The sequence below is a fragment of the Staphylococcus sp. NWU MK-U1 genome (assembly GCF_033283505.1).
Taxonomy (GTDB): domain Bacteria; phylum Bacillota; class Bacilli; order Staphylococcales; family Staphylococcaceae; genus Staphylococcus; species Staphylococcus haemolyticus.
On the sequence record NZ_JAVSMG010000005.1, the window covers coordinates 54,470 to 77,790 of the forward strand.

Below are 23,321 nucleotides of genomic sequence, written 5' to 3' on the forward strand. Positions count from 1 at the left end.
AAAAAGGACGATGTCTCTTAATAGAGCATCGTCCTTTTCCTTATTAACCGTGTACAAATACAAAATATAAAATAAATAGTACCATTAAGAAATACATAATTGGATGTACTTCTTTGTGTTTTTTTGTGATAAGCATAGTTATTGGATAAAATATAAATCCGCAAGCGATACCAGTCGCAATTGAATATGATAGTGGCATCATAATAATTGTTATAAATGCTGGAACTGCAACTTCAAATTTCTTCCAATTTATTTCTGCAAAGTTAGCTGCCATTAAAATCCCAACTACTACTAATGCAGGTGTTGTTACTGCACTTGTAACAATTTCAATTAACGGACTAAAGAATAATGCTAATAGGAAACAAATCCCTGTCACGATACTAGCAAAACCTGTTCTCGCACCCACAGCTACACCAGAAGTAGATTCAATATAAGATGTAGTTGTTGTTGTACCAAAAATGGCACCAACAATAGTAGCTAAAGAGTCAGCAAATAAAGCTCTACCTGCTCTAGGAAGCTTGTTATCTTTCATAATACCTGCTTGAGTAGCTACTGCCACTAATGTTCCAGCAGTATCAAAGAAATCTATAAAGAAGAAAGTTAAAATTACAATTAAAAATTGAATCGTAAATAATTGACTTGGATCCTTAAAGGCTTCAAATGCTGCACCGAATGTTGGTGTTATACTAGGGATTTTACCAACTACGTCAGAAGGTGTATGTATTAATCCAGTTATCATTCCAACTATAGCAGTTATAATCATACCTATAAAAATTGAACCTGGTACTTTTCTAGCATATAAAATAATTGTAATCGCAATTCCAAAGATTGCTAATAAAACTGGACCTTTTGTTAAATGTCCTAATGTAACTAATGTTGAGTCATTTTTCACAATGATACCAGCACTTTGTAAACCAACAAAGGTAATAAATAATCCTATACCAGCAGATACAGCCATTTTCATTTGATATGGAATAGCATTGATTATTATCTCTCGAAGACCGGTTGCTGTAAGTATAGCAAAGAATATACCTGAACAAAGTACGCCAGTTAAACCTATTTGCCAAGGAATTCCCATCGTTAAAACTACTGTAAAAGCAAAGAACGCATTTAGTCCCATTCCTGGCGCAAGTGCTATTGGATATTTTGCAATAAGTCCCATAAATAAAGAACCAACAAACGCTGCTAAAGCAGTTGCCACGAAAATAGCTCCTTGATCCATTTTCATGTCACCTGATACACCTTTAACACCTGCTAAACTTAATACTTGAGGATTTACAGCTAAAATGTATGCCATTGATAAGAAAGTTGTGATACCACCGATTATCTCTTTCTTATAATTAGTATCATACTCGTCGAATTGAAAGTATTTTTTCACGGTTTTAAACTCCTTTTATTAAAATACTTTAATATTTTAATATTACTTTTCGAAAAACACAATACTAAAAACGAACTTTTTTACCAACAAATATGATTAAGTTCGATTTTAAACTATAATTTCAAGTTTTTTAATGCATCTTTAAACGGATTATTCTCAAGTGAATCTTCATTATTCATATACTTTTTCATTTCTTTTTTAGATACTTTGCCACTGGATTTATTTTTAAATCGTTTATCCATCTGTTCTTGTGTTTCAGTATGACCACAGACACATCGATAAACTGCATCTTTTCCACGTCCAAACAATGTCATTTTCTTCTTACAATTTGGACAACGTGCATTTGTCTTACGTTGGACATTCTTTTTAGTTTTACATGTAGGATCTTGACATACTAACATTTGTCCATTTTTAGTTTTAACTTTAATCATGAATTTTCCACATGTCGGACATTCAGTAGTAGTTAAATTATCATGCTTATACTTTTGCTCGCTACTTTTAATAGTATTTACAATCGATTGAGTAAATGCCTTCATTTCGTCAATAAAGTGTCGAGAATTATATCTTCCTTTTTCTATTAATAATAGTTTCTCTTCCCACTCGGCAGTTAATAATGGAGATGTTAATTCTTGAGGCGCTAAATCCAGAATTTGCTTTCCTTTAGATGTTACTTTGATTTTGCCATCTCTAGATTCGATTGCATTAAGATTAAATAGTTTCTCAATTATATCCGCTCTTGTAGCAACTGTGCCAATCCCTCCAGTTTGTCTCAATGTGTTAGCATGTTTCTTATCTTTAAGTTGTATATAATTTTGAGGGTTCTCCATGGCTTTTAGCAATGAACCTTCGTTAAAGTAATCAGGTGGTGTCGTTTCATGTTCATTTACTTTTAAACTTTGAAGGTGATACTTTTCCCCTTTTTGAAAAGCAACTTTCTTTACCACATTATCATTGTTCGTTTTAAGTGCTTTATAACCTAATTGACGTGTGACTTTTTCATTAAAAACGAAGATATGTTGGCCAACAGTAACATTAACTCTAACCGCTTCATATTCATGAGGTGCCATTAATGATTCTAGGAACCTTTCAGCTACCATCATATATATCTTACTTTCTCTGTTACTCAAACTTTGCATATCTGGACGTACTTCTGTTGGAATAATTGCGTGATGGTCTGATACTTTATGATTATTAAAGATCCGCATTTTACTTGAATAAGATTGCCCCAACAATGATTTGACTTGTGATTTATAGTCAGTTGCTAATAAAGCATAAAGTCGTTCTTTAATAGTATCCACCATATCATCTGTTAAATAATTAGAATCTGTACGTGGGTAAGTAAGAACTTTATGGCGTTCATATAAATTTTGAATGGTATTAAGTGTTTCCTTAGGCCCCATTTTGTATCGTTGGTATGCCTCTTGTTGCAAATCGGTTAAGTTATACAGAGGCTTAGGATGACTTTTTTTAACTTTCTTTTCAACATTATCAACAATACCTTCTACATGTTCTATTTCATTAGCAATTTGAGTTGCGTCTTCCTTAGTCATGTGCTGCTTCTTTGTACTTAATTGGAAAGTTAATCCACCTATTTCAGTAGATAGTGTATAATATTTCTTCGGTTTAAAATGATTGATTTCTTGTTGCCTAGCATTAACTAATTGGATTGTTGGTGTTTGAACTCGACCCAATGATAATTGAGCATCATATTTCGTCGTTAATGCACGTGTTGCATTGATACCCACAATCCAATCCGCTTCATTTCTAGCTAATGCCGCTTCATAAAGATGTTGAAATTCACGTCCGTCTTTAAGCTTTTTAAATCCCTCTTGAATTGCTTTTTTGGTAACGGAGCTAATCCACAAGCGCTTAATCGGTTTTTTATTATGAACTTTATCCAATATTAACCGTGCAACTAGTTCCCCTTCTCTTCCAGCATCAGTCGCTATAATAACTTCTTTCACTTTTTTATCTAAAATCAGTGACTTAACAGTTTTAAATTGTTTACTTGTTTTACCAATAACTACTGTTTGCATGTGTTTCGGTATGATAGGTAAATCTTCAAGTTTCCATTCCTTGTACGCTTTATCATAGTGTTCCGGTTGAGCATTAGTGACTAAATGACCCAATGCCCATGTGACAACATACTTTTCGTTTTCAATATATCCATTACGTTTTCCCTTTACGTTCATAGCTTCAGCTATATCTCTAGCTACGGATGGTTTCTCTGCCAAAATTAATGATTTCATAGAACTTTCCTTTCAATAAAAGATCTCTTAATACATGTATTTGATGTAAATACAATTGTAACACGATAGACAATAGTCTAAACTTTCAATTACTAATAAATAAACTTATAATTAATTTAACAAAATGATATTGAAATGGAGGTACGCTATGGACATAGTCAAAGTAAGCAACCTGAACCAAATCATATCTTTTATTAATACATCATCAGACACCCTTGCGTCTTATATATATAAACTTCATACGTCTAAAGGTGATGTAGAACAGTTACTAAATGAATCTATCCATACTACTGGTGTTTTCTGTTTAATAGAAGATGATTCAATTGTCGCATTAATCACTGGAATTTTATATGAAGAAGATAAATACAAAGTTATTGGACCATTTGTTAGTGAAGATTTTACTCTTACAGATAATCATTTTATCTCATTATTTTCTGCATTAATGGAATCACAATCTGTTCATGCTACTTTTAACTTCTCTTATAATGATTGTGCACAAGATTCAAAACCTTTAATGAAGTTAATTCATGCTAATTATAACTTCACAGATTACTATTTAAATGTTTATAAATCATTAAATGAACCCGAGTCAGATTTCAATATCATTGAATATCAGCCAGGGTTCCAAAGAGCTTTCAGTAAGTTACATGAACAGACATTTAGACACAACGCATTAACTCCTAAAGAAATAGTCAATACTTTAGATGAACATAACCGATTATTTTTATTTGTTAGTGAAGGCTTGTTAAAAGGATACCTTTATTTACAAATAGACACGTTATCATCACTAGCTGAAATACGATATTTTAGTTCACATACTGATTATCGTCTAAAAGGGATAGCATTTGACTTACTTTCATATGCAATTCATTATGCATTTGAGCATTATTCTATTGATAAAGTTTATTTTAAAATAAGTAGTAAAAACGCCACTTTAGTTGAACGATTTAATGAATTGGGATTCGAAATTGAAAGTGAATATACTAAATATAAAATTGATCCAAGTCAATTGAATTACTAGCATGCCATTAGAGCATATTAAGATAATTACACATTAAATCTTAATATGCTTTTTTTATTTAATTCAACGTATGAGCGTTTACATTTTAAAAGTTATTTTTTTCAGATAAAATGTTCACGAGTGTTATAGGAAGGAAACACTTGAAGTAAATAAATAAGGAGAGTGTTTACATAATGCAATTTATAGATATACTTATCGCATTATTACCTGCCCTATTTTGGGGGAGTGTCGTTTTAATTAATGTTTTTGTTGGGGGCGGACCTTACAACCAAATAAGAGGTACAACATTGGGTGCACTTATAGTTGGTATTGTATTGCTCTTAATTGGTAAAGCACAATTTGATAATTTAACAGTAATTATTGTTGGTTTAATTTCAGGTGCTTTGTGGGCCTTTGGACAAGGTAACCAATTACGTTCAATTAGTTTAATTGGCGTTTCTAAAACAATGCCTATTTCTACAGGTATGCAATTAGTTGGTACTACATTATTTAGTGCTATTTTTCTTGGAGAATGGAGTACTGGTATTCAAGTAACAATGGGAATTATTGCCATGGTTCTATTAGTTACAGGTATCGCGTTAACCTCTTTACGCGGTAAAAATGAAGGTAAATCGAATGATCCAGAATTTAAGAAAGCAATGTTAATATTAGTGATTTCAACAATTGGTTATGTTGGATATGTAGTAATAGCCGATATCTTAGGTGTCAGTGGTACTGATGCATTATTCTTCCAATCAATTGGTATGGCTATAGGTGGCTTCTTGTTATCAATGAAACATGAAACTAATATTAAATCTACAGCCCTTAACTTAATACCAGGTGTTGTATGGGCGATTGGTAACTTGTTTATGTTCTATTCACAACCTAAAGTTGGTGTTGCAACAAGTTTCTCATTATCACAACTACTCGTAATCGTTTCTACTCTAGGTGGTATTTTCTTACTAGGTGAGAAAAAAGACAAACGCCAAATGATTGGAATTTGGTCTGGTATAATCTTAATCGTTATCGCCGCATTTATACTCGGAAATCTTAAATAATTTAACATTACAAAGGAGGAACCAAAATGTTTTCAGATTTAGAAGGTAAAGTTGTAATTATAACTGGTGCTGGGAGTGGTATTGGTAAATCCTTTGCAGAAAATTTTGGTAAATCAAAAGCAAAAGTGGTTTTAAATTATCGCTCTGATCGTCATTTAGATGAAATTGAAGAAATTAAGCATATGATTAGCGATGCTGGTGGTGAAGCAATTGCCGTACAAGCTGATGTGGCTGTCGAGGAAGATGTAAAACGATTAGTTCAATCTGCTGTTAAAGAATTTGGCACGCTAGATATTATGATAAATAATGCAGGATTTGAAAAACCTATCCCAACCCATAAAATGTCAGTTGATGAATGGCAAAAAGTGATAGATATTAATTTAACTGGTGCATTCATAGGTTCTAGAGAAGCAGTTAATCAATTTTTAAAAGAAGATAAAAAAGGAATAATCATCAATACATCAAGTGTACATGATACGATTCCATGGCCTAATTATGTTAATTATGCTGCTAGTAAGGGTGGCTTAAAGTTAATGATGGAAACAATGTCTATGGAATACGCACAATATGGTATACGCATAAACAACATTTCTCCAGGTGCGATAGTCACTGAGCATACTAAGGAGAAATTCTCTGATCCAGAAACTCGTGCTGAGACATTGGAAATGATTCCGGCTAAAGAAATTGGTGAAGCTCAAGATGTAGCTAATGTGGCATTATTCTTAGCTTCAGATTTAGCGAACTATATTCACGGTACTACCATTTACGTTGATGGTGGTATGACTAACTACCCTGCCTTTATGGGTGGTAAAGGTTAAATTTCAAACACTATGCAATAAAAAGCAAGCAATCCTTAAAGTAGAATTGCTTGCTTTTTTCATATTTAATCAAATAAATATCGCTTGATAAACATATAAAATGATTATACTTAAGATAATCGAAATGTTAGTAACCATACCTACTAAAGGCAATGTCTTGTATTTAAATTGAATAGAATACGGAATAATCGCTACTCCTACTGGTAATAACCAAGCAATGAGTAATGTCGTTTTAATCATATTATCTGAAACAGGTAAGAAGAAATGAACGAGTAAACCAGCTAATAAACCTAAACCATAATGAGCTAATAAATATTTAACTGCGATTGGTAGGAAATGACGTTCAATTTTAAAATTAAGCATAACACCTAAAAGTATCATTGATAGTGGCATATTCGCTTTAGATATTATAGTGAAAAAATCAATTGATACTTTAGGCAAATGAATATTTAACATATTTAAAGTAAACATGACGATATATGTGACAAGGGGCACAGAAGTAATTAATTTTTTGCCTAAAAATTTAAAATCAAACTGATCTCCACCTTGACTGAAATAGCTTCCTACAAAATAAGTTACTCCAAACATAATAATTGCCCCACCTATATCAGCCATTCCAAAATAAATCATTCCATTTTTTGGCCAAATCGTATCAACAAGTGGATATGCAAATAAACCTATATTAAGTGATGCAGTCATCATTCCAACTGTACCTTTTATATGATTGTTATGCTTATTAAACAGCCATAATACAGTGACTTTAGCAAGGACGCCATACACAATCATCATTATAGGTAATATCGAAAATGACAAATCTAATTCTGCACTATTTAGATTGACAATGACTAAAGAAGGTAGTGTGACATTGAGTACTAATGTTGATAATACCTGACTATCTGCCGCTTTTAAAAAGTTTATCCATTTCAATAAATAACCTAATGCGATTAAAAGAATAATCATTATAAACTGCTCTGTCACGATAGTTCCTTCCTTCTTTTTAACGTTATTATTACAGTTAATTACTTTAACATAATTTACTTCATTTTTAGAAGTGGATTGTTTCATGATATAATTCAATGTGATTGTTAAATTTTGAAATTAAAGGGGTTTAAGATTAATGAATTTAGAATCACAATTAGATGAATTGAAGTATGATTATGTTCGTTTACAAAATGACCTCGAGAAACGGGAATCTTTAAATCAAAATATAGACCCTCTCGTTAAGCAACTTGAAGATATTGAATTACAAATCTCTGAGATACGTTCAAAATTACGTCAGAAATAAATAATTTTTCTATCTTATGAGATGATTAAAGTTGTGTAAATCTAGTATGATTTCTATTCAGTAATTCAGTCAGCAACTTCGAATTTGTTATATAGTGTCAAAATTATATTTTGTCTAAGGTTCATTATAGAAAGGAAGACAACAGGTGAAACTTTACTTATTATTATTGCCTATTTTATATCTCATCGTTAGTTACATAAGCATTTTTAAAATGCATTCGATTATTACTCGCATTTTACGCATTATTATGGGTGTATTATTACTGTTTGTACTAGCAGTTACAACTCTACAATTCCCTGCTGAAAACTGGTGGGTATTTATTGTTTTAGCATTACTTGTTGGTAATGTTGAAGTAACTGCATTCAAAGAATTGAAACATGATACTAAAGCTGTTTCAATTTTAAATATTTTATCAGTTATATTATTTATCAATTATGTTATTTTAACTTTTATCATGTATTAAATTAGTATAATTCAGTCAACTACTGCCAATATATAGTTATATAGGATGGTACGAAGTTGCACCAAGGTGATGTCTGAATTCGTCGAATTCATTGTCAGGAATTGTTTCAACAATATCATTTACATGTCGTGAAATATCATTTGTGGGGATAAGAACTGAAGTTTCCATTGGTAGAGTAAGTTGAGTCATGTTATAATTTTTATACATAAGGCACCTCGTTAATTTAGTTTAGTGATGTTTATTAAATTATACGAAAGTGCCTTATTTTTTTAAAGTATTACAATGTAAAATTACATATAAATACAAAGTATTTTGGCGAGACTCTTGAGGGAACAGGACAAGCTGAAGACTACAAGGCTGAAGCTGTCCCCTAAGAAGGGCCCCAACACAGAGAAACTGAGTTAATTAGTTTCTACAAGCAAAGCACGTTGGGCAAGCGAGCCAACAATACGGAGTATTGTAAATAAAGAAGCCAGTAAATGAATTTGTTAAAACTCATTTACTGGCTATTTCTCTAGGAATTATGTCCCAGCCTCTTTTGTTTTTTATTTTCTTGTTAACTTACCTTTAAGTGTAAAGAGAATTTCGTAAATTACGGGAACAACAATTAATGTAAGAAGTGTAGATGAAATCAATCCTCCGATTACAGTTGCTGCCATACCTTTTGAAATCAATATTGAGCTATCTTGTCCAAATAATAAAGGCAATAATGCACCAATTGTTGCAATGGCAGTCATAAGAATTGGTCTAATACGAGTGCCTCCCGCTTCTAACAATGCCTCCTTCATTGACATACCTTCATGTTCATTTGTTATCACACGATCAATTAACACTATGGCATTGGTTACTACGATACCAATTAACATTAACATTCCAATTAAACTTGGAACAGATATTGTTTCACCTGTAATCAATAATGCTAATACGACACCAATAATAGTAAATGGTAGTGAGAATAGTATTGTGAAAGGTGCTAAGCCACCTTTAAATGTGATGACTAATACTAAATATACGATAACAATAGCGACTAACATGGCGAATGCCAGTTGCGTCATCGCTTGATTAATGTCATCAGTAGCACCACCCACATTAACTTTAACGTTGTCTGGTTTATCTATATTATTGATTTTATTCATTACCTTACTAGATACACCACCTACGTCTGAATCAGTAATTTTACCGGAAACAGTTGTTGCGTAGTCACCATCTTCTTGAACTAATTTACTTGGCGTAGTTGTACGTTCTAGTTCGGCTATATCTTTAAGTTTTACCGTTTCACCTGTTGGTGATTTTAATTCCATATTATTTAATTTATTTCGAGACCAATCCGTCTGCTTGTTTTGTTTTACTTTGACATCGACTTTATTGTCATTTTCTTTAACTGTAGTAATCGTCTTTTCAGGCAAATTCTCATTTAAATTTAATGCTAATTGTCCTGCAGAAATACCTTTCTCTGTTGCTTTATTTTGATCTACTTTAATTTCATATTGATCATAGGTTTGCGATAAATCTGATTTTACATTGGTGATTCCGTTTACTGATTTCATCTTTTGCTCTACTTTAGCAACTGTATCTTTAATTGCATTCGTAGATGGCCCTTTGACTGTAACTTCAACTGAATCATTACCAGAACCATTACCCATGTCTTGATTTTTCCATTCACCTGGTTGATTCATTTTTGATAAATGCGAGATAACTTTATCAGGCTCTTCTTCAAAGTTAGGTGTATCTTTGTCATATTCAACCATAATAGCCATACTATTCGTACTACCAGTTGGGTCTGCTGGTGAAGGACCTCCCACTGAATATTGAACTGTTTTTACTTTATCCTTGGATTGTAAATATTTCTGCGCTTGCTTTGCATGATCTAAAACAGCTTTTTCAGTTTCACCGGGTTTAGGTGTATAGGTTACGGCTAAGAATTTGTCATCACCTGTTGAAATATAGCTTGTACCTAATTTTGCACCACCTAACGCAATGCTTCCTACTAGAATAACGACACTAATAATTAAGACTATCCATTTATGATTTAATGACCAATTTAAAATTTTACGATAACTCTTGCTTACAACACCTAGTCCTCTATCATTCTGATGTTGTGAATTACGTTTTAACTTAATACCTTTTTTAAAAAATGTAGAAGCCAATGCTGGCACCACAGTAATGGATACAAGTAAAGATGCTAATAAACTAAATGCAATTGCTAATGCGAAAGGTCTAAACATTTCACCAACTGAACCTGACACAAATGCTAGTGGTAAGAACACGATTATAGTAACGATTGTTGAAGACAAAATCGGTTTAAATACTTCTCTTGTTGCACTAATGACTAAATTGTTGCCAGACAATTCTTCTTTAGAATCTGATAATCTTCGATAAATATTCTCTACAACAACAATTGAGTCATCTATCACACGACCGATAGCAATTGTTAATGCACCTAATGTCAAAATGTTTAGCGATACATCACTTAATTTTAATGCGATAAGTGCTATTAAAATCGAAAGAGGAATGGAAACAATTGAGATAGCCGTTGTTCTAATATTTCTCAAGAATAATAAGATAACTATAATTGCGACTATCGTTCCTAAAGCTGCTTTTTCAACCATTGTATATAATGAATCTTCAATTGGTTTAGCAGTATCCATGGTTTTCGTAGCTTTTATGTCATCATTATTTTTTACAAATTCATCAATTTTCTTTTGAGCTTCTTTAGCAACTTGAACTGTGTTAGCATCTTGTGCTTTCATAATTTGTACATTAACTGCATCTTTTCCGTTCGTCTTAGAAATTGACTCACGTTCATCTCCTACAGTTATTGTTGCTAATTCATTTAATGGTACGCTTGGCATTTCTCCACTTGAAGCTTGAGATTGATTACTCATTTGAGATTGAGAACTTGAAGATGATGCATTATCTCCAGTACTACTCATCTCACTACTTGATTGATCATCATTGCTGCCTGATTGACTCTGGCCACTTATTGTTAATGGGATTTCTAAATCTTTAAGTGCTTTAACAGATTTAAATTGTCCATCCACTACTAAGGATTTTTCATTTTTTCCAAATTGAAACAATCCCAGAGGTGTTTCTCGAGTTGCTGTTTTTATGTAATTTTCTACGTCATCAGCTGTTAGTCCCGCTTCATCTAATTTGTTTTGTTTAAATTTCAATGTAACTTGTCTCGTTGTTTGACCATTAAGTTGAGCATTCTGAACGCCATCAACGGTTTGTAATTTAGGAATAAGTTGGTCATTAATTTCTTTTGTTGTGGTTTTTAAGTCATCATTCTTATTAGTAAATGAATAAGCTACGATTGGGAAAGCATCCATGGAATTTCGTGTTAATTCTGGCTCACTAACCCCATCTTTAAAGTCTAATTTATCTATTTCTTTCTTTAATACTTCTTCAGCTTTATCCATGTCTGTACCGTTATTATATTCAACAGTTACAATTGATGCATTTTGTATCGACTGTGTTTTTACACTTTTAACGTATGCTAGAGATCGTACTTGGTTATCAATTTTAGAACTAATCTCATCTTGGGTTGTTTGAGGTGTAGCACCTGGCATTGTTGTTTGTACAGATATAACTGGATTTTCAACATCTGGAAGTAATTCTAATTTTAATTTAGCACTAGAATATATGCCTCCTAATATTACTAAAACAACCATTAAGAAAATTGCGAATTTATTTCCCAACGAGAACGTTAACATCTTCTTTATCACTTATTTACTTCCCCCATTCTTTTTCTTTTAAAAAGCTATAATTTCTTTATTTTTTAATCATTCCTATTATCCTAAAAAAATCTGAACTTCACAATGGTTATTGTGGAATCGTTCAGATTTAAATTTAATCGTTAATGACTATTTGCCTTTTAATTTACGAGAAATTTTAATTTTAGCTTTTGTTAATCGTGGTTTAACTTGTTCAATTAATTGATAAAGGGGTTGATTTAATACATAGTCAAATTCCCCTACCTTTTCACTTAAATAAGTGCCCCAGACACGTTTAAATGCCCATAAACCGTAGTGTTCAGAGTCTTTATCTGGGTTATTATCAGTTCCACCAAAATCATATGTTTTAGCGCCATGTTCACGCGCAAACTTCATCATCTCATATTGCATATGATGGTTAGGCAAGAAGTCACGGTAATCATTCGATGAAGCACCATATAAATAATATGATTTAGATCCTGCAAACATTAACAATGCACCAGATAAATAAATTCCATTAGGATGTTTTGCTAATAAGTCAGTCATGTCGTCTTTTCTTTCAATAGATTTTTGAATTTTAGATTCGACATCGTTTAATTTATTTTTAGTCTTTTTATCTTGCTTTCTCTCATATTTATTTTGAAGTTGCGTTTTTTCGTTTCCAAGTTCCTTAAGTTCATTATCAATATCATCTAAGACAGGTTTTGGTTCTAATTTCACAAGGAATAATTCAGCATCGCCATCTTCATGTAATGAGTCATAAATATTTTGGAAATAGCTTAAATCACGTGTTAAAAAGCCGTCACGTTCTCCTGTTATTTTCATTAATTCAGCGAAATTTTTAAGTCCATCGCGATTTGAACGTTCAACTTTAGTACCACGTTTCAATGAGAGTCTTACTTTAGAACGATTACGGCGCTCAAAACTTTGGAATATTTCCTCATCTGATTTATCTATTGGCGTAATCATTGTCATACGTGGTTGAATATAGTCTTTAGACAATCCTTCTTTGAAACCTTTATGTTTAAAACCTAGCGCATTTAAATTTTTAAGTGCATCTATACCTTTGTCTACTTCTACATCTGGATCAATTTTAATAGCATAGGCTTTTTCTGCTTTAGCTACTTTTTTAGTTTCTTCTAATAACTGTTCCAATGCAGCTTTATCACTATAATCCGTTACGAAGCCACGAGAAACGTAACAAAGCGTGAATGGTAGTTTAGGTATCTTTTTAAATAATAATTGACCTACACCTTTAATCTCACCATCTTCGCCCACTGCCACACGCTTTGAATACCATCCTGTTAGGCGTTTAGTTTCTGCCCATTTTGTTAACTGTAATAAATCACCATTAGGATGAGCTTTCACAAACGCATCATGCTCTTGGTTAGTGATATTCATCTTTTCCATGCTATAAAAACTCCTTTTTCTTTACATTAATTATAATTATACAATGTCATGTTTTGAGTGTCGACAAACTCGCCGTGCGATTAAAATATTATTTCTAGTTTTAAATTTTTGATATACTATAAAAACTTAAAATTTTAAATTAGTCTTTAAAAAGAGGTTTAACATGCGATATTTATTATTAATACTATTTATTTTGTTTAACACGATAGCTATTGTTGTCACTATGACTCAACCTTTAACAGTTTCATATTTTAGTTTAAGAGTAATGTTCGTTGGACTGTCGTTCGTCTTAACTATCTTTTTCTTACTTTTAAGGAAGTCTAAAGTGACTACATATCTCAGCATACTATCTCTAATACTTTCAATCGTTCATATGGCACTTATCGCCCATAGTACTTATATTTATCTATACTAACCTTCAGGCTCGAATCGATATTTCGCACCTTTCGTAATAATTGAGTAAGGTGCAGTCGTTTCTGTATCTTTAAATATAATCGTATTATAGCCTGACGTTTTACCATCTTGAATACGGTAAATAATATGATCTACCGTTAATTGTACATCTGTATAATTTTCTCCTTCTTCAAGAATAGTCACATCGAACCATTTTTTCCATTTAGATAGTGTTTTAGAGCGTTTTTCACTATCAATAATTATTTTATGGATTTTAAATTGTTTTTGGAAAAGCGGGTCTAATTTCTGATTGTGCACTTCTTCCCTTTCATCCCATTCTATGAAAAATGGAGGCTTTACCATGTAATCAGGGTCTGCAATGTAAAGTAATTTCCAATTTACTTTATCACCTTTTTTATTCTCTCTATGCATTTCTATTGGTCCAATCGTATCAATGTTACGTTCTTCTAAAGATTTTTTTATCAATGCAATATTTGATGTTCTTAATGCAATTGTTTTAAACCCTTGTTTGTAATGGTCTTGAACGATTTTAGTCGCAAAAGCAACACGACCTTCTTCTGTTTTAGATTCTTTATTTAATTTTTCTTTATCTTCTACATCTATCAATTCTATGTAATTTTCATTAATATATGATAAACGATTGAATGTTCCAAATTTGTGATGTTTGCCACCAGAACTAATTTTCAGAATATCTCCTGGATATTTAAAGTTTTTAAGGTTGTCTACATAATGAATAATATGGTCAAATCTGAGTTCCATTGATCGTATTCCCCTTTAATTGTTCGACTTGCATCTATCTTATCAAACTTCTTGTAAGATTACTTCTTTTATTCACGTATCTTATTGATTTAGTATTGCATTTTTTTAAAATACGTCATATAATATTTTTTGTCTTAAAATAGTTAGCAAAGCTAACTTGTTGAAAGGAGTATATTATGTTAACAAATGAATTTTTTAACAGTTTCATTGGTTTATACCGTCCATATATGAAACGAACGCAATCTATACTGGACCAATTTGATTTACATCCTGGTCAATGGTTGATATTAAGAGATATTGCCAGTACCTCTCCAACGACCTTAGTTCATATTTCTAAACGTCGTTTTATTGAAAAACCCACTACACGTAAAATTATTAAAGTGTTATCTGATAAAGAGTTATTAATTGTAGAACCAAGTAAGGAAGATAAGCGTGAGAAGTTACTAAGTCTCTCTGATAAAGGTCAAACATTATATGAAGACGTTTATCGTAAGATATTACCAGTTCAGCGTGAGCTTATTGAAAATGCTGGATTATCTGACGTGGAACTTGAAAATGTTATTTCAGTAATGAACAAACTTCATCATGCATTTTTAGAGGAGGAATCAGAATGACTCAGAATACGAGTGTAAAACAGCCTATTTTCACGAAAAGTTTTACAGTTAATTTCTCAATCAATTTTTTCGTTTATTTGTGTATGTATCTTTTATTAGTAATTATCGCTGATTACAGTAAGACAACTTATCACGCCTCAGATAGTTTAGCTGGATTAGTAGTAGGATTATTTATTATTGGTTCTTTAATAGGTAGATTTGGAACTGGTAAATATGTAAATAAATTTGGTCCAAAGAAAATATTAATTACTGGATTATTATTGCTTGTGATTACACAATTACTTTACTTCATCCCTGGATCAATCACATTCTTAATGTTCGTACGTCTAATTAACGGGATTGCGACTGCTATAGCTACTACTGCAACTGGTACTATTGCAGCACATGTCACACCGGTTGAGCGTAAGAGCGAAGGTATTAGTCTATTTTCACTTAGTTTAGTACTTGGTACAGCTATAGGCCCATTCTTCGGTATCTTATTATTAAAATCATTCTCTATCAATTTACTATTTGCTATATGTTTAGTTTTAGGTGTGATCAGTTTAATAATTTCACTATTTATTAAAATTGATTTTGATGCTGTTCATAATAATACAGATGCTAAAATTGCTAAAGCATCAGGCTTTAATATACACAACTTCATTGCAAAAGAAGCAGTACCAGTATCAATAGTTATGATGATCATTGCACTGAACTATGCTTCAATACTGACTTTCTTGAAATTTTTTGCTGAACAACGTCATTTATTAGAAGCATCTAGTTACTTCTTTATTTGTTACGCGATCGCTTCTTTAATTACACGTCCAATTGCAGGTAAAATGATTGATGCACGTACAGAAAATGTTGTCGTTTATCCTGCATTTATCGCACTTATCATTACTTTTATAGTATTAGTATTCAGTTATAGTGGATGGATGTTATTACTAGCTGGTGTCTTCTTAGGTATTGGTTATGGTAATTTATCATCATCTATGCAGGCTATTGCAATTAAAGTATCACCTACTAATAAATATGGGATTGCAACTTCAACTTACTTTATTGGTCTAGATATAGGTATAGGATTTGGTCCATCTTTATTAGGCTTATTCACAGGTTTCATTAGTTATACAGAAGTTTATGTCATTATGGCCATCGTCGCTGCACTTAGCACCGTACTTTACTTTATTGTTCATGGACGAAAAGTTAAAACACAATTAAATTAATATGTAGAAAGCGCTAGAAAATATGTCAATATTTTCCAGCGCTTTTTATAATCTATTAATTAGCAATACTAATTGCTTCAATTTCAGATTTCATTTTATCAAGTAATTTCTGTTGCGTTGCATTAAAGAAATAAAATACTTGTCGTTCATCAGTTTCAGATCGTAATTTAGAAATAAGTTCTTTCTTATAAATTTTACGTATAATTACATCAATTTTACTTGTGTCCCACAACATCTCGAAATGTAATGTATCTCGTAACTCCTTACCACTAATTTTCTTACCTTCATAAACTTTAAATAACACTACAAATTCCTCTATTGAAATTTTGTACGATGATTTTAACCAATGTTTCAACTGGCTTAATTCTCTTTCTGCTGCAATAAAACGTTGTACTTTTTCTGTTGTCATAATTAAAGCCCTCCAATGTAAATTCTAAGATGTAGTTATAGCTTTATAAATTGAATTTCCTTAATAAAATTATATAACATATACACAATTTAATCTATTACAAATTTTATTTATTTTCCGATTAATGTTTAATACAAATTCAGTTATTCATATACTCAATGCTATTATGATAATCATATTCTTTAATCATAGGTATTACATTCAATAATGATTTACTTTAAATTTAAAGTATTAATTGTATATATTTTCCAAAAATAAAAAACTCTAGCAATAGTCATAACCATTGCTAGAGATGTTACCTAACCACCGATGTAGTTCATATTAATTTTCTTGCGTTGTCGATTTTTAACCGTTTGCTCTGTACGTTCATCTGAATATCGATCATCTCGAACATTCCACAAGCTAATAAGTTGTTCTCTTAATTCATCATCGGTTACGCCTGATCGTATAAATGATTTAATATTAAAGCCCTCAACAGTGCTGAATAAACATCCATAAAATTTTCCATCAGATGATAATCGTGCTCTCGTGCAAGTAGAACAAAATGATGCTGACACACTTGTAATTAAACCAAATTGAGCGCCATTATCTTTGTGCTTATAGTACTTCGCTACTTCTCCGAAATATTTGGGGGGTACTGGTTCAATATCAAAATGAGACTCAATCATATCTAGCATCTCATTTTTAGTTACAACTTTACTAAAATCCCAGCCATTATCATTACCTACATCCATGAACTCGATAAATCTGATTTCAATATTCTTATCTTTAAAGTAATCTACCATTGGAATAATTTGATCATCATTAATACCTTTTTGAATTACAACGTTTACTTTAACATGGAAACCAATAGAAACGGCGTAATCAATTTGATCTAAAATGGTAGTTGCTTTGATATTGCGATTATTTATCGCTTGGAACACTTCATTATCTATGGCATCTAAACTAACATTAATGCGACGTAAACCGGCATCGTATAATTTTTGTCCGTGTTTTTTTAATAATAGACCATTAGTGGTCATACCGATATCTTCAATACCATCAATTTGATTTAACTCAGCTATAAGTTGATATAAATTTCGTCTAAGTAGTGGTTCGCCACCAGTTATACGTAACTTCTTCACACCAAGTTCTGCATAAACTTTCGCGATTCTAACCATTTCTTCAAACGTTAATAACTCATCTTTAGGTAGGAATACATAGTCATCACCGAAGATTTCTTTAGGCATGCAATAGTCACATCTAAAATTGCAACGGTCTGTTACTGAGATACGCAAATCGCGAATGGGTCGACCTAATTTATCTTTGATTTGTGCAACCATAAATGGACCCTCCTTAATGATTTATCTGTTGTTTCAAGTCATCTAAATCTTCTTGATAGTTGATATTTTTATACCAATATTCAGGTGATTGTATGTTAGTAACATCTAAACATTCCGTCGTCACATTATTATAAACATGTCGTAGACTATAGTCATTCGAAGCTAAAGCTTCATTCATAACGTTTATACAATTTGGATGATAAAAGGCTATAGTTGGTATAACTCGATCATGTTCAGAATAAGCAGCTATATCAATTTGATCTTCTATGAGTCTTGATACTAGAAATTGGTATAAAGCACTAATAGCCTTACCTGTTACCATAGGGGTATCAACAGATATTACAAAAAACAGTTCTTCATCGTTGTATTGTTTCATTACAGTATGAATACCGGCAAGTGGCCCTTTATCTTTATTGTTAGCGTCATCTATAATAACATTGTCATGTTTAAATTGATTAGCTAATTGATCATTGGTGCTTATAATAATATCATTAAACATATTAGTCTCTTGTAAGGTTTGAACAATTCGTTGGTAAAATAATTGTCCATCTATTTCGGCAAATGCCTTTGCCTTACCAAAACGTTCTGAATGACCACCTGCTAAAATAATTGCTTTCATTTCCCGTTAACCTCCACTTACTGGAGGAATCAATGCAACAGTGTCTGTTGGTTGTATGATATCCTCATCCTGTACAAATTCTTCATTTACTGCAACCTGAAACTTTTTAGATTTAATTGAAGGATGTCTCTCAAACAGATTTTGTTTAAAAGCATCAACGTTAATTGATTCATTAATATCAATTGTTTCACTATCAGTTTGCAACATTTCTTTTATTTCAGCGAAGTATAATACCTTCACGTTAGTCCTCTCCTTTAGCAGCTAGATCGTGGCTACCTCTTTGATGTCCTTGCCACTCTGCACCGTCTTCCCAAATTTCCTTTTTCCAAATTGGAACGACTTCTTTGATACGTTCAATAGCATATTCGTTAGCTCTATATGCATCTTTACGATGGGGTGATGAAACTGCAATTAACACCGCTATATCTGAAATTTGAAGTGGCCCAATGCGATGAACAATTGTTGTAATCGTTCCTGGCCAACGCGCTTCAATTTCATCACCTATTTGTGCTAATTTTTTCTCTGCCATAGGTATATATGCTTCGTATTCTAAATATTCTGTTTTAATACCTTTAGTCCATTCTCTTACATGTCCTGTAAATACAACTACAGCACCTTGGTGTTCATTTATAGTAAATTCTCGATACTGTTCTGTTTGGATGGGTTCAGTAACGATTTCAAATTGTTTCATTTAATGTCAATCCCTTTGCTCTATCCATTGTAATAACCAATTATCATAGTGTGATAACGCATGTTTATCATGAACATCATAACAATATTTAACACCGGTTAATTGCTTTAACCGTTCTAATTCTTCAGTAGTCTGATAGACGACCACTTTATCAAAATGTTCATCTTTAAACCCTTCAACCAAAATGATATTACAATCAATTGTAACAGATTGGTCAATCATTTGAGTAAGATTTTGTTTATATGCACGCGTGACAGTTTGTTGATAGTGTTCACCTTGCACAATACTCTGATCTGCTCCAGCATTAAAATGTTTCATATGATCTACATGGTCTTCTTGAAGTGTTATATCCTCACCAATGTGGCCATGGTGCTTGATTGTAGCTATTGTGTAACCATAAGATTTTAAAAATTGTATCGTGTGTTGCATCAAGGTTGTTTTTCCTGAATTTTTAAAACCAATTATTTGCAAAATCATAGTGTCATTTCCGTTTCATAGACATTCGATTCTGTTAAAATAACATTAACTGTATGACCTGCTTTAAATCCTCTAGTGCCCCCTGGCATCATAATCATTGAATTGCTATGTGCAATTGCTACTACTGCACCAGATTTATTAAATCCAGATGGCACTACTGTCGCACCACTCTGTGAAAATGTAGCAGATGCTCGAATAAAACGAGTAAAGGGATTCGCCTTAGTAAAATCTTCCATTAAAGTAGCTTTAACAACTTGAGGGTAATAGGCAGTTGCCCCCATCATATGTTGAATCGCAGGTTTGACAAATAATTCAAATCCAGTGAAACAAGCTGATGGATTACCTGATAAACCAAACAAATATTGCCCATTTGCAACAGCTAAGGTTGTTACACTACCTGGTCTCATTGCAACTTTATTAAATAATACCTCTGCATTTACAGCTTTGTAAATTTCAGGTAGATAGTCAAAATCTCCAACAGAAACGCCACCCGTAGTAATTACGATGTCATGTTTTGACATGGCATCTTTGACAACTGAAATACTACTTTGCAAATCATCTTGTTGAATTTTATATGCTTCAACGTTTAATCCAGCTTTTTCAGATAGTGCTTTGATCATTGGACCATTTGAATTGCGTATTTTACCTGGTTTTAATTCATCATCCACATCTAATAGCTCACTACCAGTTGCAATGACTGCAATACTTGGGCGTTGTGTCACAGGAACTTTAGAGTAACCATATGTTGCTAGAACGGCTATTGCACCTGGATTAATGACTTGACCTTTTTTCAAGACAATATCACCTGTTGTTGTTTCTTCACCCTTAAGAGATACATTTTCATTTGCTTCAAATGACTTACGTATTGTAAAGGTATCTCCATCCTCAACTGTTTGTTCAAACATGACTACTGCATCTGCACCTTCTGGAATTTGGGCTCCTGTCATAATACGTACTGCTTCATTTTGACCTAGTATTTTATCTGAAACTGAACCTGCGCCTATATGATCAATCACTTTGAATCGTTTACGATTTTCTGAGTATGCACCAGCAGAATCTTTACTTCGAATAGCAAACCCGTCATAAGGTGATTTATTATAACGAGGAATATCATAAGTTGCAACAATATCCTCCGCAAGTACATATCCTAAGCTATCTTCTAACTTCACTTCTGTAGTATTCAAATATATATCCTGTTGAACAACACGATTTATCGCTTCTTTAACTGGTATTGGGTTTCTTTTTTCAACTGACATACTTATCATCTCCAAATTATAATTTAAAATCATGATATACTAACCCTATCAGGAGGGTTATTATGTCAAAATTCACTCATATCAATGAACAAGGTAATGCTAAAATGGTAGATGTATCAAATAAAAATATTACTAAACGTACTGCTCAAGCTCATTCTAGCATTACTGTTAATGAAACAATTTATCAACAAATTATAGATAATACTAATAAAAAAGGCAATGTACTTAACACTGCACAAATTGCTGGTATTATGGCAGCTAAAAACACATCGACGATTATACCTATGTGTCATCCTCTACCTTTAACAGGTATAGATGTTCAATTTAACTGGCAAATTAATGATAATACTACATACACATTAAATATCACGGCTATTGTCTCCACTACTGGAAAAACAGGCGTTGAGATGGAGGCATTAACAGCCGCTTCTGCAACTGCTTTAACTGTTTACGATATGACAAAGGCAGTCGATAAAGGTATGATTATCGGTGAGACTTACCTTGAATCAAAATCAGGTGGCAAATCTGGTGACTATCGTCGTTAAGTTATTTCGAGCGCTCATATAATGTTTCAATTTAAATAATAAAGTCATGGATGCAAAACTTCAATTAGGGAAACCTATCATTTAAGTTTAAATCCATGACTATTTTATTATTTATTCAATTCATGCAACATATGGTTTAATTCTGGCTTGATTAACTTTTCAATAGCCAATTTCACAGCTCCAGTAGATCCTGGTAGAGTATAAATTAATTTGTTCTTCACTGAACCAGCTACTGCTCTTGATAACAATGCTTTAGTTCCGACATCCTCTGTGTAACTTAAATATCTAAATAATTCTCCAAAACCTTCGATTTCTTTATCCAAAAATGGCTTAACCGCTTCTATCGTAACATCTCTTTGTGCAATGCCAGTTCCACCAGTTGTAATTATGACATCAATATCAGATGCCAACCATTGTTCAATTTGAGATTGAATAGCTACTTTATCATCTTTGACAATAGCATAGTTTGAATTTAATACTTCGACATTGATATCTTGTATTAAAGTTTGGACAAGTTGACCACCTTTATCCATCTCTTTATCCCTAGTATCAGATACAGTCAAAACTGCACATTGAATTATTCTATCTACTTTCGCATGATCATGTTGATGCATTAATTCCACTCCTATCCGAATAATTGATTGATTAAATGAATGGCATCTAACGTCTTCGTTGTACCATGTATAAGCATTCGTCCACCCTCAAAACTAACAATTCGATGTCCTTTATATTCAAACATTATCATATATTTGTTTTCTCGATAATTAAGGTGATGTTGCTTAAGAAATTCACGTACCATTTCCTGGGAAATTTTATCATTATCATATTGTACTGTATCTCTACCACATAACGTTGCATATAATGTATGCTGTTTATTTAAATAAGGAAAGGATGGATTTGAACCACATGTTGGACACTCTTTTCTAAACATACGGCTAAAACCAAATGTAAAATGTTGACCATCCCATATATCTCCATAAGTTAATTTAGTAGGCACTGATTGCTCAGTTAATAATTTAAAGGCATCTCGCAATTGAAAACTTGTAGTCATCGTAACAGCAGGTTGTATAACACCTACAGTGTCACAAGTTAAATTAATTGCTGGTAGTTGAGGCATTAAACAGTTGAAACAAGGTGTCTCTCCTGGAATAAATGCTGCTTCTATATAAGTACTCTGCACGACACCCCCATATATCCAAGGTACATTCTCTTTAAAAGCAAAGTCATTAATTAATTGTCTTGTTTCAAAATTATCTGTCGCATCAATAATAAGATCTACATGTTTAGTATACTTATCTAAAAAATAATAATCGACATGTGTGATAAAAGTATTTAGTTTCAAGTCATGGCGCAATGCTTTTAAATGGCGTTCCGCTGCTACAACTTTAGGGAACATAGTATTAGCATCTTCTTCAGTAAATAATGTTTGTCGTTGTAAATTGCTAAATTCAATATAATCTCTATCTACAATTGAAAGTGTTTTGATTCCCGCACGAACGAGACCCTCAGCAACATGAGTTCCTAACGCTCCCATACCAACAATGAGTACATGTTTTTGACTAATTTTCTGTTGTCCTTCGTGTCCTATTCCTTTAAACAAAGTTTGTCTAGAATAACGTTCACTCGTCATATTCAT

Annotated in this window: 24 protein-coding genes and 2 pseudogenes; 9 read left to right on the forward strand and 17 right to left on the reverse strand. The window is 32.4% G+C overall.

Features of this window, described 5'->3' with window-relative positions; all coding sequences use genetic code 11:
• Positions 1 to 43: 43 nt before the first annotated feature.
• A complete protein-coding gene (locus SBL16_RS08380) occupies positions 44 to 1,378 on the reverse strand; it encodes an NCS2 family permease (protein ID WP_107611818.1) in 1,335 nt (444 codons plus the stop codon).
• 113 nt (positions 1,379 to 1,491) lie between these two features.
• Positions 1,492 to 3,627, reverse strand: a complete 2,136-nt coding sequence (locus tag SBL16_RS08385; RefSeq protein ID WP_107611819.1) for a DNA topoisomerase III — start codon at positions 3,625 to 3,627, stop codon at positions 1,492 to 1,494.
• A gap of 148 nt (positions 3,628 to 3,775) precedes the next feature.
• Here SBL16_RS08385 and SBL16_RS08390 point away from each other — a divergent pair, with 148 nt between their 5' ends.
• The 3 genes from SBL16_RS08390 to SBL16_RS08400 all read left to right on the forward strand — a co-directional run bounded on the left by SBL16_RS08390 (position 3,776) and on the right by SBL16_RS08400 (position 6,503).
• The gene (locus tag SBL16_RS08390; RefSeq protein WP_107611820.1) at positions 3,776 to 4,648 is read left to right on the forward strand and encodes a GNAT family N-acetyltransferase; all 873 of its coding nucleotides are present in this window, start codon (positions 3,776 to 3,778) and stop codon (positions 4,646 to 4,648) included.
• Between the two features lie 173 nt (positions 4,649 to 4,821).
• Positions 4,822 to 5,685, forward strand: coding sequence for a GRP family sugar transporter (locus SBL16_RS08395; protein WP_107611821.1), 864 nt, complete (start codon positions 4,822 to 4,824; stop codon positions 5,683 to 5,685).
• Between the two features lie 26 nt (positions 5,686 to 5,711).
• A complete protein-coding gene (locus tag SBL16_RS08400; protein WP_037535999.1) occupies positions 5,712 to 6,503 on the forward strand; it encodes a glucose 1-dehydrogenase in 792 nt (263 codons plus the stop codon).
• 69 nt (positions 6,504 to 6,572) lie between these two features.
• Here SBL16_RS08400 and SBL16_RS08405 read toward each other — a convergent pair whose 3' ends face one another.
• Positions 6,573 to 7,481 (reverse strand): AEC family transporter, encoded by a 909-nt coding sequence (locus SBL16_RS08405; RefSeq protein ID WP_107611822.1) that lies wholly within the window; start codon positions 7,479 to 7,481, stop codon positions 6,573 to 6,575.
• A 139-nt stretch (positions 7,482 to 7,620) separates the two neighbouring features.
• On the opposite strand from SBL16_RS08405, the gene SBL16_RS08410 reads away from it, so the two are divergent.
• Together SBL16_RS08410 and mspA are read left to right on the forward strand one after the other, a co-directional pair.
• Entirely contained in the window at positions 7,621 to 7,788 is a 168-nt protein-coding gene (locus tag SBL16_RS08410) for an SE1832 family protein (RefSeq protein ID WP_011275116.1), read from the forward strand.
• A 145-nt stretch (positions 7,789 to 7,933) separates the two neighbouring features.
• Positions 7,934 to 8,251 (forward strand): membrane stabilizing protein MspA, encoded by a 318-nt coding sequence (gene mspA, locus SBL16_RS08415; RefSeq protein WP_107611823.1) that lies wholly within the window; start codon positions 7,934 to 7,936, stop codon positions 8,249 to 8,251.
• Between the two features lie 42 nt (positions 8,252 to 8,293).
• Here the strand turns inward: mspA and SBL16_RS08420 are convergent.
• The 4 genes and pseudogenes from SBL16_RS08420 to SBL16_RS08430 form a co-directional block, all read right to left on the reverse strand.
• Positions 8,294 to 8,458, reverse strand: a pseudogene (locus SBL16_RS08420) (IS5/IS1182 family transposase); the annotation flags it as partial.
• A gap of 83 nt (positions 8,459 to 8,541) precedes the next feature.
• Positions 8,542 to 8,750: pseudogene (locus SBL16_RS12210) on the reverse strand (hypothetical protein).
• A gap of 46 nt (positions 8,751 to 8,796) precedes the next feature.
• Entirely contained in the window at positions 8,797 to 11,979 is a 3,183-nt protein-coding gene (locus SBL16_RS08425; protein ID WP_107636117.1) for an efflux RND transporter permease subunit, read from the reverse strand.
• A 138-nt stretch (positions 11,980 to 12,117) separates the two neighbouring features.
• A complete protein-coding gene (locus SBL16_RS08430; RefSeq protein ID WP_107611825.1) occupies positions 12,118 to 13,377 on the reverse strand; it encodes a lipid II:glycine glycyltransferase FemX in 1,260 nt (419 codons plus the stop codon).
• Between the two features lie 163 nt (positions 13,378 to 13,540).
• Between SBL16_RS08430 and SBL16_RS08435 the strand changes: the two genes are divergently transcribed.
• The gene (locus SBL16_RS08435; protein WP_107611826.1) at positions 13,541 to 13,792 is read left to right on the forward strand and encodes a hypothetical protein; all 252 of its coding nucleotides are present in this window, start codon (positions 13,541 to 13,543) and stop codon (positions 13,790 to 13,792) included.
• Here SBL16_RS08435 and SBL16_RS08440 read toward each other — a convergent pair.
• Entirely contained in the window at positions 13,789 to 14,550 is a 762-nt protein-coding gene (locus SBL16_RS08440) for a VOC family protein (RefSeq protein WP_107611827.1), read from the reverse strand. The genes SBL16_RS08435 and SBL16_RS08440 overlap by 4 nt on opposite strands.
• 176 nt (positions 14,551 to 14,726) lie before the next feature.
• On the opposite strand from SBL16_RS08440, the gene SBL16_RS08445 reads away from it, so the two are divergent.
• Complete coding sequence (locus tag SBL16_RS08445) at positions 14,727 to 15,164, forward strand: MarR family winged helix-turn-helix transcriptional regulator (RefSeq protein WP_037535988.1); 438 nt, start codon at positions 14,727 to 14,729, stop codon at positions 15,162 to 15,164.
• Positions 15,161 to 16,366 (forward strand): MFS transporter, encoded by a 1,206-nt coding sequence (locus tag SBL16_RS08450; RefSeq protein ID WP_107611828.1) that lies wholly within the window; start codon positions 15,161 to 15,163, stop codon positions 16,364 to 16,366. The genes SBL16_RS08445 and SBL16_RS08450 overlap by 4 nt, the downstream gene beginning before the upstream one ends.
• A gap of 55 nt (positions 16,367 to 16,421) precedes the next feature.
• On the opposite strand, the gene SBL16_RS08455 is transcribed toward SBL16_RS08450, so the two are convergent.
• The 7 genes from SBL16_RS08455 to glp all read right to left on the reverse strand — a co-directional run bounded on the left by SBL16_RS08455 (position 16,422) and on the right by glp (position 21,140).
• The gene (locus SBL16_RS08455; protein WP_011275108.1) at positions 16,422 to 16,775 is read right to left on the reverse strand and encodes a SarA family transcriptional regulator; all 354 of its coding nucleotides are present in this window, start codon (positions 16,773 to 16,775) and stop codon (positions 16,422 to 16,424) included.
• 299 nt (positions 16,776 to 17,074) lie between these two features.
• Positions 17,075 to 18,097: a GTP 3',8-cyclase MoaA gene (moaA, locus tag SBL16_RS08460; protein ID WP_053016652.1), complete on the reverse strand. Its 1,023-nt coding sequence runs from the start codon at positions 18,095 to 18,097 to the stop codon at positions 17,075 to 17,077.
• Positions 18,098 to 18,110: 13 nt separating this feature from the next.
• Positions 18,111 to 18,716 carry a molybdenum cofactor guanylyltransferase MobA gene (gene mobA, locus SBL16_RS08465; RefSeq protein WP_037535981.1) on the reverse strand — a complete coding sequence of 202 codons (606 nt, stop codon included), beginning with the start codon at positions 18,714 to 18,716 and terminating at the stop codon, positions 18,111 to 18,113.
• A 6-nt stretch (positions 18,717 to 18,722) separates the two neighbouring features.
• Positions 18,723 to 18,956 (reverse strand): molybdopterin converting factor subunit 1, encoded by a 234-nt coding sequence (moaD, locus tag SBL16_RS08470; protein ID WP_037535979.1) that lies wholly within the window; start codon positions 18,954 to 18,956, stop codon positions 18,723 to 18,725.
• 1 nt (position 18,957) lies between these two features.
• Positions 18,958 to 19,407, reverse strand: a complete 450-nt coding sequence (locus SBL16_RS08475) for a molybdenum cofactor biosynthesis protein MoaE (RefSeq protein WP_107611829.1) — start codon at positions 19,405 to 19,407, stop codon at positions 18,958 to 18,960.
• Positions 19,408 to 19,413: 6 nt separating this feature from the next.
• Positions 19,414 to 19,884: a molybdopterin-guanine dinucleotide biosynthesis protein B gene (mobB, locus tag SBL16_RS08480; RefSeq protein WP_317953693.1), complete on the reverse strand. Its 471-nt coding sequence runs from the start codon at positions 19,882 to 19,884 to the stop codon at positions 19,414 to 19,416.
• A complete protein-coding gene (glp, locus tag SBL16_RS08485; RefSeq protein ID WP_317953695.1) occupies positions 19,881 to 21,140 on the reverse strand; it encodes a gephyrin-like molybdotransferase Glp in 1,260 nt (419 codons plus the stop codon). The genes mobB and glp overlap by 4 nt, the downstream gene beginning before the upstream one ends.
• Positions 21,141 to 21,202: 62 nt before the next feature.
• Here glp and moaC point away from each other — a divergent pair, with 62 nt between their 5' ends.
• A complete protein-coding gene (gene moaC / locus SBL16_RS08490; RefSeq protein ID WP_011275101.1) occupies positions 21,203 to 21,685 on the forward strand; it encodes a cyclic pyranopterin monophosphate synthase MoaC in 483 nt (160 codons plus the stop codon).
• 107 nt (positions 21,686 to 21,792) lie between these two features.
• Here the strand turns inward: moaC and SBL16_RS08495 are convergent, their stop codons facing one another.
• Together SBL16_RS08495 and SBL16_RS08500 are read right to left on the reverse strand one after the other, a co-directional pair.
• Complete coding sequence (locus tag SBL16_RS08495; RefSeq protein WP_107611831.1) at positions 21,793 to 22,299, reverse strand: molybdenum cofactor biosynthesis protein B; 507 nt, start codon at positions 22,297 to 22,299, stop codon at positions 21,793 to 21,795.
• Positions 22,300 to 22,310: 11 nt separating this feature from the next.
• On the reverse strand, positions 22,311 to 23,315 hold the full coding sequence (locus SBL16_RS08500) for a ThiF family adenylyltransferase (protein ID WP_107611832.1): 1,005 nt from the start codon (positions 23,313 to 23,315) through the stop codon (positions 22,311 to 22,313).
• Between the last annotated feature and the right edge of the window lie 6 nt (positions 23,316 to 23,321).

What these genes read in the sequence shown, in the direction of transcription:
- SBL16_RS08385 (WP_107611819.1), bottom strand. Translation starts at nt 3,627, where the DNA reads ATGAAATCATTAATTTTGGCAGAGAAACCATCCGTAGCTAGAGATATA.
- SBL16_RS08390 (WP_107611820.1), top strand. Translation starts at nt 3,776, where the DNA reads ATGGACATAGTCAAAGTAAGCAACCTGAACCAAATCATATCTTTTATT.
- SBL16_RS08395 (WP_107611821.1), top strand. Translation starts at nt 4,822, where the DNA reads ATGCAATTTATAGATATACTTATCGCATTATTACCTGCCCTATTTTGG.
- SBL16_RS08400 (WP_037535999.1), top strand. Translation starts at nt 5,712, where the DNA reads ATGTTTTCAGATTTAGAAGGTAAAGTTGTAATTATAACTGGTGCTGGG.
- SBL16_RS08410 (WP_011275116.1), top strand. Translation starts at nt 7,621, where the DNA reads ATGAATTTAGAATCACAATTAGATGAATTGAAGTATGATTATGTTCGT.
- SBL16_RS08430 (WP_107611825.1), bottom strand. Translation starts at nt 13,377, where the DNA reads ATGGAAAAGATGAATATCACTAACCAAGAGCATGATGCGTTTGTGAAA.
- SBL16_RS08435 (WP_107611826.1), top strand. Translation starts at nt 13,541, where the DNA reads ATGCGATATTTATTATTAATACTATTTATTTTGTTTAACACGATAGCT.
- SBL16_RS08440 (WP_107611827.1), bottom strand. Translation starts at nt 14,550, where the DNA reads ATGGAACTCAGATTTGACCATATTATTCATTATGTAGACAACCTTAAA.
- SBL16_RS08445 (WP_037535988.1), top strand. Translation starts at nt 14,727, where the DNA reads ATGTTAACAAATGAATTTTTTAACAGTTTCATTGGTTTATACCGTCCA.
- SBL16_RS08450 (WP_107611828.1), top strand. Translation starts at nt 15,161, where the DNA reads ATGACTCAGAATACGAGTGTAAAACAGCCTATTTTCACGAAAAGTTTT.
- SBL16_RS08455 (WP_011275108.1), bottom strand. Translation starts at nt 16,775, where the DNA reads ATGACAACAGAAAAAGTACAACGTTTTATTGCAGCAGAAAGAGAATTA.
- moaA (WP_053016652.1), bottom strand. Translation starts at nt 18,097, where the DNA reads ATGGTTGCACAAATCAAAGATAAATTAGGTCGACCCATTCGCGATTTG.
- mobA (WP_037535981.1), bottom strand. Translation starts at nt 18,716, where the DNA reads ATGAAAGCAATTATTTTAGCAGGTGGTCATTCAGAACGTTTTGGTAAG.
- SBL16_RS08475 (WP_107611829.1), bottom strand. Translation starts at nt 19,407, where the DNA reads ATGAAACAATTTGAAATCGTTACTGAACCCATCCAAACAGAACAGTAT.
- mobB (WP_317953693.1), bottom strand. Translation starts at nt 19,884, where the DNA reads ATGATTTTGCAAATAATTGGTTTTAAAAATTCAGGAAAAACAACCTTG.
- glp (WP_317953695.1), bottom strand. Translation starts at nt 21,140, where the DNA reads ATGTCAGTTGAAAAAAGAAACCCAATACCAGTTAAAGAAGCGATAAAT.
- moaC (WP_011275101.1), top strand. Translation starts at nt 21,203, where the DNA reads ATGTCAAAATTCACTCATATCAATGAACAAGGTAATGCTAAAATGGTA.
- SBL16_RS08495 (WP_107611831.1), bottom strand. Translation starts at nt 22,299, where the DNA reads ATGCATCAACATGATCATGCGAAAGTAGATAGAATAATTCAATGTGCA.
- SBL16_RS08500 (WP_107611832.1), bottom strand. Translation starts at nt 23,315, where the DNA reads ATGACGAGTGAACGTTATTCTAGACAAACTTTGTTTAAAGGAATAGGA.